We start from the raw sequence: 9,358 nt of genomic DNA on the forward strand, positions 1-9,358 counted from the left end.
CTGTATGCATATGATTATATCATATAAAACCTATTTATTGCAATATATTTCATTAAATTTGCAATATATACTTAGTCAAACTGGCTTTGATATAGTTCTTTGTAGAAACCGTTTTGCTCCATAAGTGACTTATGAGTACCACTTTCAATAACTTTACCGTCTTTCATAACAAGAATAAGGTCACTTTCCACAATAGTCTTTAATCTATGAGCAACAACAAAACTTGTTCTGTCCTTCATAAGTTTCATAAATGACCTTGTAATTCTCTGTTCTGTTAATAAGTCAATTGATGAAGTAGCTTCATCAAGAATCAGAATTGGTGGTGGGTTAAGCATTAGTCTTGTAATACAGATTAACTGCTTTTGACCTGTTGACAATGAACCACCGTCTTCACCGATAAATGTATCATAACCGTTGTGAAGTTTCTTTATAAATGAATGTGCATGGCTTTTCTTTGCTGCTTCAATAACCTGTTCATCAGTTACATTTTCATTGCCGAAAACAATGTTTTCTTTAATTGTACCACTTTTCAGCCATGTATCCTGTAGCACCATACCAACATTTTGTCTTAGTGACTTTCTACTAACTGTATTAATATCAACACTGTCAACCTTAATTGAACCACTGTCAATATCGTAGAAATGCATTAATAAGTTGATTAAAGTTGTTTTACCACAACCTGTAGGACCTACTACTGCAAGTCGCTGACCACTCTTTAGTTCAAAGGATAGGTTCTTAATAAGTTCTTTATTTTTATCATAAGAAAACGCCACATCACTAACAGTAAAGTCACCTTTAACATTACTAGGCAATTGACCTTTTGCATCACTTTCTCTTTTAGCATCAATAACTTCAAGCAATCTACCTGCACAAGCAATGGCGTTTTGTAGTTCGGTAATAACACCTGTAATATCGTTAAATGGTTTTGTGTATTGGTTTGCATAAGCTAAAGATGCTGACAAGTTACCTACTGTAATAATGCCGTTAATTGCAAACAATGCGCCACTTAAACCAACTACTGCATATACAATAGAGTTAACAAATCTTGTACAAGGGTTAGTCAGTGATGAAAAGAAAGTTGCATTTAGTGAGTCCTTACCAAGTTCTTCATTGATAACATCAAAGTTTTCAGAATTTTCATTTTCTCTATGATAGGACTTTACCACCTTAATGTTACTTAACATTTCTTCAATATAGGAAGTTTCCTTACCTCTTTGTTCACTTTGTTTCTTAAAGTATTTATAAGTTTTCTTTGAAATAAACTTAGAAACAAAAAGTGAAAGTGGAGTTAATACCAACACAATAAGTGCCAACCAAATATTGATTGTAAACATAAAGAACAGTGTACCCAAAATAGTAATAACACCTGAGAATAAGTTTTGGAAACCAAGAATTAAACCGTCAGAAAACTGTTCTGCATCTGCAATAACTCTACTTACAATGTCACCGGTATTTCTGCTGTCGATATAAGAAACAGGAACATATTGCAAATTATTAAATGCATCGGTACGCATATCCTTAACAGTATTGTTAGCCATTCTGTTGTTTAAGGTATTTGTAAAATACTGAGAAATACCACCAATAATAATTGCCACTAAAATAAGAATTAAAATCTTAGTTAGTCCGGCAAAGTTAACATTACCTTTACTAACAATCATATCAATAGCTTCACCGGCAAGTACAGGAATATATAGTGTACATACTGTTGAAAATAAAGTTAATACAAGTGAAATTATAAAAGAAAACTTGTACTTACCAATGTACTTTAAAACTCTTTTAATTACATAAGAACTTTTCATTATGATGCCTCCTTGTTACAAGACTCATAAATATCCTTATATGTTTCTGAGCTTTTAAGTAATTCTTCATGAGTACCTACACCCTCAAGAGCACCGTCATTTAGTACAAGGATTTTGTCACAATGTTCAATAGTTGATGTTCTCTGTGAAATAATAAATGTTGTTCTGTCACCCTTTGAGTCAGCAAGGGCTTGACGCAAAGTTTTGTCTGTCTTATAGTCAAGTGCTGAGAAACTGTCATCAAGAATAAGTATAGGAGTATTTCTTACAATACCTCTTGCAATAGAAAGTCTTTGCTTTTGACCACCTGAAAGGTTCTTACCTTGTTCAAGGATAACTTCATCAAGGCCTTTACTTTTGTTACTGATAATTTCTTTTGACTGAGAAATCTCAATAGCCTTTTCAATGTCTTCTGCTGTAGCATTCTTAGCACCGAAAGTAATATTGTCTTTAACAGTACCACTAAACATAGTAGCCTTTTGCATTACAACAGAAATATTATCGTTTAATTCTTCATCAGAATAATTAAGAATATTCTTGTCATTAAGAATAATATCACCACTTGTAGGTTCATAGAAACCACAAAGTAAGTTCATAACACTTGTTTTACCACTGCCTGTACCACCGATAATACCAACAGTATCGCCCTTATCAACTGTAAAGCTAATGTTATTTAAGCTATATTCATTGTTCTTGTTGTAGCTTAGAGAAACATTTTCAAATGTAATATAGTGGTCACACTTTTTGTCTTTACCCTTAGGTTTCTTATATTCCTCCATAGTAAGAATAGCATCAACTCTGTTCTTACTTGCAATAGCTTTCATTTCTGTGATAATTAGGTTAGCTAGTTTAATAAGTTCAACAAGAATCTGTGACATATAGTTATAAAGGGCAACAACTGCACCCTGACTGATAACACCAACATCAACTCTGATTGCACCGATATAAATTAGGAAAATTACACCAAGGTTAATTACAACAAATGTTGCAGGGTTCATAATTGAAGAAATCCAACTTGCAACATTCTGCAACTTTACAAGGCTTTGATTTTCTTCTTCAAATTCAGCAATTTCTTTATCTTCTCTTGTAAAGGCTCTGATAACTCTTACACCTTTAACATTTTCTTTTGTTCTAAGTAAAACAGAATCCAGCTTATTCTGTACACCCTTAAATCTAGGAATAGTCAGTGACATAATCACAGCAACTATAATTGCAAGAACCGGTACTACTACTGCAAAAACCAAAGCACCCTTAACATCAACATAAAATGCCATTATTGTTGCACCAAAAACTATAAACGGTGAACGAAGTAACAGTCTTAGGAACATATTAATACCGGTTTGAATTTGGTTAACATCACTTGTCATTCTTGTAATAAGTGTTGCAGAACCAATAGAATCAAGCTGACTAAATGAAAGTGACTGTATTTTCTTAAACAATGCACTTCTTAATTTAGTTGTAGCACCTGTAGCTGACTTTGCTGCGAAAAACTGAGCAGATACAGCAGAGATAAGACCTACAACTGCAAGTAAAACTAACAGTAAACAACGGTGAAAAATATAGGCTTTGTCACCACTATTGATACCGTTATCAATAATATCAGCTACCACAAGTGGAACTAAAAGTTCAAAGGAAGCCTCCAATAGCTTAAACAAAGGTGCTAAAATCGACTGCACCTTATAATCCTTTAAATAAGACAAACTTTTCATAAAACACAATCCAATCTATTCATTATTACGGAAAACAAGCCACCAAATTACTTGGTGGCTATATTCAGCTTAAAGTGAATTTATAGTGTTTTCAATTCTTTCCTTAACATTATCTTTACCAATAATCTGGCAAATAGTACATAGGTCAGGAGTATTTCTCTGTCCTGTAATAGCAACACGAATTGCCTCGGAAACCTGAGCAACATTACCCTTGAAACTTTCAGGTGACTTCTTGTATGCTTTCATATCAGTAGTAAAGCCAAGTTCTTCTGAAAGTGTCTTTACCTTATTGAACCATGTTGAGTTGTCATCATTTTCATCATAAGATTCAAGATACTTTGCTAAGATAGCCTTTACAGTTTCATTATCAAAGTCATAATCGTTATTTGGAACAAACTTATCTTTAAAGAAGTATGATAGGCTTTCCATAATCTGTTTTGCATAGGCAAAGTCTTTTCTTCTTCTCTTCTGGTTAAGACCCATACAAAGAGTTAGAACCTTTTCCATATATTCTTTGTCACCAAAGTACATATCGTAATTTTCAGCATCATATTCCTTAGTCCATTGCTCTAGGAAAGAATAAACTTCTTCAAGTGACATTTTTGCAAATTCTTTCTTACAAATATCGTGGAACTTCTGTAAATCAAACAATGCACCACTCTGTGACATTTTCTTTACTGAGAATGGGAATTCATTAATATCCTTATCAGGGTTTTTGTCATGCCATTCTTCAAAGTTACTGTTAAGTAGTGTTAGTAGATAAATCTTAACAGTATATGGGTGGTAACCGTCTTGACGGTAGAAGTCTAGAGAAAGTTCAGGGTCTTTTCTCTTAGATAGCTTTCTCTTCTTACCTGTTTCTTCATCAATCTTCATTAGGTGAGCAGTATGAGCATACTTAAACTGTCTAAATCCTAATACTTGATTTAGCTGGAAGTGAGTTGGTACTGAACTTAGCCATTCATTACCACGAATTACAAGTGTTGTACCCATTAATGTATCGTCAACTACATGAGCAAAGTGGTATGTTGGAACACCGTCACTCTTTAGAATAACAATATCATGAGTATTTTCAGGGAATGAGATTTTGCCCATAATCTTATCTTCAATTGTAATTTCTTTATCTTCACTGCCTGGGGACTTTAGTCTTAGAACCCAAGGCTTTCCTGCCTTTAGGTTTTCTTCAATTTCTTCAAGTGTAAGTGAACGACACTTTGCCCACTTACCATAATAACCCGGAGTAGCATTTTCTGCCTGTTGAGCCTCTCTAAGTTGTGCATTATCTTCTTCAGTACAGAAACAAGGATAAGCTAAGCCTTTCTTAATAAGCTCTTTAGCAAATACATGGTAGTACTCTACTCTCTGACGCTGATAATAAGGACCATAGTTATTGTTACCCTTATCTTCTTGACCTGCACCCTCATCAAATTCAATGCCAAAATACTTCATAACATTGATAATAATATCAACTGCACCATCAACTTTACGCTTTAGGTCAGTATCTTCAATTCTTAAATAAAACACACCATCTGATAGGTGAGCAATTCTTTCATCTGCTACTGCAGAATATAGGTTACCAAGGTGAATAAAACCTGTTGGTGACGGTGCTATACGAGTAACCTGAGCACCTTCCTTTAAATTTCTCTTAGGGAATTTTGCAAAAACTTCTTCCCTAGTCATTTTACTATCAGGTAGTAAAAGTTCAGCTAACTTATTGTAATCCATATTATCACCACAAACTCTAAAATTTTTCTTTTTAAATTACTAACTAATCAAAGTAAAATTTCTACTAACCTAAGTAAAAATCATACTTACACATACTAAATTATTATAAGATTATAGTAGTATTTTGTCAAGAATTATCCCCTTGTTTATAAATAATTTGTATTACTATAAAAAGGGTTGCCATATAACACAATGACAACCCTTAAAACTTTAATATTAATTTTATTATTCTGCTGAATTTTCACTTTCTAAATACTTTTTGTAAGCCTCTTCAAGAGTAGAATGTTTTTGTTCATCAGTAGCATTACTATCCCAATCAATACCGTTAATTGAAGTTTGCATAAAGTATCCGTCAATATAAGTTTTTTCATTTGTAGATAGTTTATTAATATCCAATCTCTCAATTTTTTTATTTGATGAATCAATAATAATACAACTACCATAATATCCACCGATAGGATAGTTCACAAAAAAGCCTACACCGGACACACCCATATCAGATAATTCAACTTTATTAAAGCCAATTTTATTTATTGAAATATCTTCTGAGCCATCACGAACTGTAACATCCCACTTCTTTATAGAATTGTTTATTAATTCTATATTCTGTTTATCTGCTTGGGACAATTCAACATTTTCTGTATTATCACCATTACTTGAACAACCACAAATAGAAAATAGTATTGCTAAAATCATTGTAAGAGTTATTAATTTTTTCATTTTGGTTTCACCTCCCCACATCCACAAGTACCAACATAATTTTGATTTGTTCTCCCACACTTTGGACATATCCACTCATTTGTATTTAAAGTTTGGTTATATGTTTTATTTTGATTATTTGCTTTATTAGTTAGTGGAGTATGACACTTAAAACATCGCACATTATTTTTTCCGTTATGTTCTCCACAATTAGGGCAAATAATAAATATTGAATTTTCATTATTTTCAGTATTATTACTTGTATCTTTTCCACCAATACTTAACAAGGCAATACCTATAATAATTAATAAAATACCTACAACAATGGCAACATAAAAAGCGATTGAATAAAAATCAACTGCATTTGAATTACCACCAATAGCACCAACATCGTTAATTTGACCATTGATATAACTAGTTACACGAGATGGTTTTGCACTTTCCTCACCACGATGAGCAATATAAGCACAAATAAAACTTCCAATACCGGCAAGAATAAATAATACCCCACTACAACCACTTTTTTCTTTCATATATTGTACCTCCTATTCTACATTAGAATGTAGTCTTTACTATAATATACTACATTCTAATGTAGAGTGTCAAGAGGTTTTTTCTTTGTTATTCTCAATATAGAGGTGTTAATAATGAATAAAAGACCAAATCAAAATGAATCCGGAATTATATTTAAATTGGACAAGGTTATGAAAGAAAAAGGCTATTCAAAAAACAAACTATGTGTAAACTGCAATTTAAGATTTGAAACTGTACAAGGTTACTATAACGGTAATATTAGCAGAGTTGACCTTTATGTTCTTGCGTCCATTTGTAAAGAACTACATTGCAATGTTCAAGATATAATTGAATATGTAGGGGATTAATTGATACACACAACACATCTTTTGTCGATTGACTTTATATTGTGAAAATGTTATAGTATTCTAAAGGAAATAGGTGATATTATGAAGAAATGTGAATTTTGTGGCAAAGAAATTTCTTATTTTGATATGTACTGTCAGGATGAATGTCAAGAAAATGCCAACAAATTTTATGATTTAAGAGATAAATACGGCAAACTATTTGCATTTTTAGATGCTATATTTGTATTTTTAATTCCTATCGGAATTATGGCAGGTTCACTTTTTGGTGCTATTGGTGACAGTCTGATAGTTATTGGTTTTGGTGGTTTAGGAATTATGCTACTGCTACTTCCTTTCCCGACAGAAAGTATGATTAGAAAACATCAAATCAAAAAAGCAATACTTATGTGTAGAATTTTTGCATTGATACTTATTTTAATTGCAATTATAGGCATTTTTGTAATGTTCTAAAAATCAATAAAACTGAATATTTCTTATTTTTAGGTCAAAACTAATTTTGAAATCATTTATGGAGGTATATATATGATTGATAAAATAGCTTTGACCCTTTTAATTATTGGTGGTATTAACTGGGGTCTTGTGGGCATTTTTAAATTTGACCTTGTAGCTTTTTTGTGTGGTGGTCAGACCGGTGTTATCAGTAGAATTATTTACATCATTATTTGTCTATGTGCAATTTGGTGCATTACCTTGCTTTTCAAAGATACCACTAACGCAAATTCCATTACCGATAACAGTACAAAATAAATATTAATACACTAAAATGAATACTAAACTAATAAACGGCTGATACATAAGTACCGGCCGTTTTAGTTTGTTTAATATTAATTTTTAGAATTACCTTAATACTATCACTTGTCTATCTAATCTATTTCATTTTAGTGGATTTACCCCAACTATTGACATAGAGCCTATTATATTAAATTATTTACCGTTACTAATCAATTTCTCAACCTGTCCTCTAGTTAATGCAGTTTCATACCTTGGGTCTTTTGGGGATATTATTTCAAATGGTTCCAAAATATATCTAGGAGAATGCTCTTTATGAACAAAAGTCGTACCTTTTGGGTAATCATCAAAAGTTTTATTCTCCGGAATAGTTGAAATATCTATTTTCATATTTTATCCTCCCAAGAAAATTCTAAATTATACTGTTTTGAGAACAGTTCAAGACCAGCTTCATCCATTTCTTTTAGATTTTCTTTTCTTATTTCAAATGAACTTTTTTCTGCTATTTTCTTTTCTTCTTCGGTACTATCACTTGAATCAATTATATTACAAAGTTTAACTTCTTCTTTTGTAGGAAGTATCATCAGATTTTTTCACAAACCAATTTGATTAAATCTTTTGCATATTCATTTTCAGAAATATAAAAAATTCAGCTATTATCTCTGTTAGTGCTAATATGTCAGTTAACAATCTACTTCTGACCAACTTTTCAATTTTTTATCTTCTTCAAGTGATAACTTTAAATCTTCTTCTCTTTGCTCTCGAGATTTGCCAGAATCAATATAATGACCATTATAATAATGTTCAAAATTCACCTTTTCATGAATCATAAACGCTCACTCCAATAAATTTCAAATAACTTCTCAAAATCTTTCAATGTTTGTATAATTGCGCTATACTCGTTTAAATTATAAGGCGCACCTCTAAATTCGTCAACACTTTTGCTAAATGTTAAAGAACTAAATTCTGTGTTGTAAATAGATATAACCCATTTTATGGTAAAAATAAAATACGATTTAATATTTCGCTTGTTTTACTGACTTTTGATTATGAATATTAATTAATGAATGGATTTCAATTCTAACTTTTCACTCAATAACTGCATTGGACTCTTGTAATCAAGTGTTCTCATTGTTTTGTTATTACTCCATTCTAAATGTCCTTTTAATTTTGTGTTTAATTCTTCAATATTTCTGAATGTTTCCCAATCATAGAAATATCTTTGGTCGTTTCTATGACTTTTTTCTACCTTTCCGTTGTGCCAAGGTGTTCGTGGTGGTATTAATTTATGATTTATACCTAGTTTGTTTAATTCTATTTCAAAAGGACTTTTCACTTCACTGCTCTGATATTTATATGTGAACTCTCTTCCGTTATCTGTTTAAATAGTCTGTATTTTAAACGGAAATTCTTTCAATAACATTTTCAAAAATTTGGTTGAGTTTTCAGGTGTGTGTTCTTCAAACCCATATACAAATCTCATCCTTGTACATTCATCTATTGATAAAAATGCTTTCCGTCCCTTAAAGCCTTACCTCTTAAGCAATTATATGGCACTTCTTTTACATCTATCTGCACCTTTTCTCCAGGTATTAACAGTTCCGGATATCTTCTATGCTTACGGCTCTTTTTCTTGGCCTTTTTATATTTTACTAAGCCCATTCTTTTAGCTGCATATATCATTCCTGAGTAGCTTCTTGTATATCCTTTTCTCTTTAAATCACTGTATACTCCATCCAATCCATATCTTTCATAGCACTTTTTGAAAGAATTTCTAATTTGTCTTTCTTCTCTTTTTGTGTGCCTGTTAGGATGA

13 protein-coding genes are annotated in these 9,358 nt (G+C 31.7%); 3 read left to right on the forward strand and 10 right to left on the reverse strand.

Annotated elements, in window-relative coordinates; all coding sequences use genetic code 11:
- Nucleotides 1-71: 71 nt before the first annotated feature.
- The 5 genes from WMO18_RS05555 to WMO18_RS05575 form a co-directional block, all read right to left on the reverse strand.
- Complete coding sequence (locus tag WMO18_RS05555; RefSeq protein ID WP_211148223.1) at nt 72-1,799, reverse strand: ABC transporter ATP-binding protein; 1,728 nt, start codon at nt 1,797-1,799, stop codon at nt 72-74.
- Nucleotides 1,799-3,508 (reverse strand): ABC transporter ATP-binding protein, encoded by a 1,710-nt coding sequence (locus WMO18_RS05560; RefSeq protein WP_211148222.1) that lies wholly within the window; start codon nt 3,506-3,508, stop codon nt 1,799-1,801. Before WMO18_RS05560 ends, WMO18_RS05555 begins: the two co-directional genes overlap by 1 nt.
- Nucleotides 3,509-3,577: 69 nt before the next feature.
- Nucleotides 3,578-5,233: a glutamate--tRNA ligase gene (gene gltX, locus WMO18_RS05565; protein WP_211148221.1), complete on the reverse strand. Its 1,656-nt coding sequence runs from the start codon at nt 5,231-5,233 to the stop codon at nt 3,578-3,580.
- A 225-nt stretch (nt 5,234-5,458) separates the two neighbouring features.
- Entirely contained in the window at nt 5,459-5,953 is a 495-nt protein-coding gene (locus WMO18_RS05570) for a hypothetical protein (RefSeq protein WP_287925865.1), read from the reverse strand.
- The gene (locus WMO18_RS05575; RefSeq protein ID WP_211148619.1) at nt 5,950-6,465 is read right to left on the reverse strand and encodes a hypothetical protein; all 516 of its coding nucleotides are present in this window, start codon (nt 6,463-6,465) and stop codon (nt 5,950-5,952) included. The genes WMO18_RS05570 and WMO18_RS05575 overlap by 4 nt, the downstream gene beginning before the upstream one ends.
- Before the next feature lie 114 nt (nt 6,466-6,579).
- On the opposite strand from WMO18_RS05575, the gene WMO18_RS05580 reads away from it, so the two are divergent.
- The 3 genes from WMO18_RS05580 to WMO18_RS05590 all read left to right on the forward strand — a co-directional run bounded on the left by WMO18_RS05580 (nt 6,580) and on the right by WMO18_RS05590 (nt 7,560).
- Nucleotides 6,580-6,813: a helix-turn-helix domain-containing protein gene (locus WMO18_RS05580; RefSeq protein ID WP_138157431.1), complete on the forward strand. Its 234-nt coding sequence runs from the start codon at nt 6,580-6,582 to the stop codon at nt 6,811-6,813.
- An 81-nt stretch (nt 6,814-6,894) separates the two neighbouring features.
- Nucleotides 6,895-7,263 (forward strand): hypothetical protein, encoded by a 369-nt coding sequence (locus WMO18_RS05585; protein ID WP_022506266.1) that lies wholly within the window; start codon nt 6,895-6,897, stop codon nt 7,261-7,263.
- A 72-nt stretch (nt 7,264-7,335) separates the two neighbouring features.
- A complete protein-coding gene (locus tag WMO18_RS05590; RefSeq protein WP_022506265.1) occupies nt 7,336-7,560 on the forward strand; it encodes a DUF378 domain-containing protein in 225 nt (74 codons plus the stop codon).
- A 177-nt stretch (nt 7,561-7,737) separates the two neighbouring features.
- On the opposite strand, the gene WMO18_RS05595 is transcribed toward WMO18_RS05590, so the two are convergent.
- The 5 genes from WMO18_RS05595 to WMO18_RS05615 form a co-directional block, all read right to left on the reverse strand.
- Nucleotides 7,738-7,932: a hypothetical protein gene (locus WMO18_RS05595; RefSeq protein WP_211148618.1), complete on the reverse strand. Its 195-nt coding sequence runs from the start codon at nt 7,930-7,932 to the stop codon at nt 7,738-7,740.
- Nucleotides 7,929-8,126 (reverse strand): hypothetical protein, encoded by a 198-nt coding sequence (locus WMO18_RS05600; RefSeq protein WP_367286416.1) that lies wholly within the window; start codon nt 8,124-8,126, stop codon nt 7,929-7,931. The genes WMO18_RS05595 and WMO18_RS05600 overlap by 4 nt, the downstream gene beginning before the upstream one ends.
- 99 nt (nt 8,127-8,225) lie before the next feature.
- On the reverse strand, nt 8,226-8,372 hold the full coding sequence (locus tag WMO18_RS05605; RefSeq protein WP_329978994.1) for a hypothetical protein: 147 nt from the start codon (nt 8,370-8,372) through the stop codon (nt 8,226-8,228).
- A 230-nt stretch (nt 8,373-8,602) separates the two neighbouring features.
- Nucleotides 8,603-8,878 (reverse strand): integrase core domain-containing protein, encoded by a 276-nt coding sequence (locus WMO18_RS05610; RefSeq protein ID WP_367286417.1) that lies wholly within the window; start codon nt 8,876-8,878, stop codon nt 8,603-8,605.
- A 161-nt stretch (nt 8,879-9,039) separates the two neighbouring features.
- The coding region (locus WMO18_RS05615; RefSeq protein ID WP_437127962.1) for a hypothetical protein at nt 9,040-9,358 on the reverse strand (319 nt) is incomplete at its 5' end.

The sequence above is a fragment of the Ruminococcoides intestinihominis genome, from assembly GCF_040096285.1.
Lineage (GTDB): Bacteria > Bacillota > Clostridia > Oscillospirales > Acutalibacteraceae > Ruminococcoides > Ruminococcoides intestinihominis.

Bases quoted from the DNA above. Each gene is read 5' to 3' on its own strand.
- WMO18_RS05555 (WP_211148223.1), bottom strand. From the start codon at position 1,799: ATGAAAAGTTCTTATGTAATTAAAAGAGTTTTAAAGTACATTGGTAAG.
- WMO18_RS05560 (WP_211148222.1), bottom strand. From the start codon at position 3,508: ATGAAAAGTTTGTCTTATTTAAAGGATTATAAGGTGCAGTCGATTTTA.
- gltX (WP_211148221.1), bottom strand. From the start codon at position 5,233: ATGGATTACAATAAGTTAGCTGAACTTTTACTACCTGATAGTAAAATG.
- WMO18_RS05570 (WP_287925865.1), bottom strand. From the start codon at position 5,953: ATGAAAAAATTAATAACTCTTACAATGATTTTAGCAATACTATTTTCT.
- WMO18_RS05575 (WP_211148619.1), bottom strand. From the start codon at position 6,465: ATGAAAGAAAAAAGTGGTTGTAGTGGGGTATTATTTATTCTTGCCGGT.
- WMO18_RS05580 (WP_138157431.1), top strand. From the start codon at position 6,580: ATGAATAAAAGACCAAATCAAAATGAATCCGGAATTATATTTAAATTG.
- WMO18_RS05585 (WP_022506266.1), top strand. From the start codon at position 6,895: ATGAAGAAATGTGAATTTTGTGGCAAAGAAATTTCTTATTTTGATATG.
- WMO18_RS05590 (WP_022506265.1), top strand. From the start codon at position 7,336: ATGATTGATAAAATAGCTTTGACCCTTTTAATTATTGGTGGTATTAAC.
- WMO18_RS05595 (WP_211148618.1), bottom strand. From the start codon at position 7,932: ATGAAAATAGATATTTCAACTATTCCGGAGAATAAAACTTTTGATGAT.
- WMO18_RS05600 (WP_367286416.1), bottom strand. From the start codon at position 8,126: ATGATACTTCCTACAAAAGAAGAAGTTAAACTTTGTAATATAATTGAT.
- WMO18_RS05605 (WP_329978994.1), bottom strand. From the start codon at position 8,372: ATGATTCATGAAAAGGTGAATTTTGAACATTATTATAATGGTCATTAT.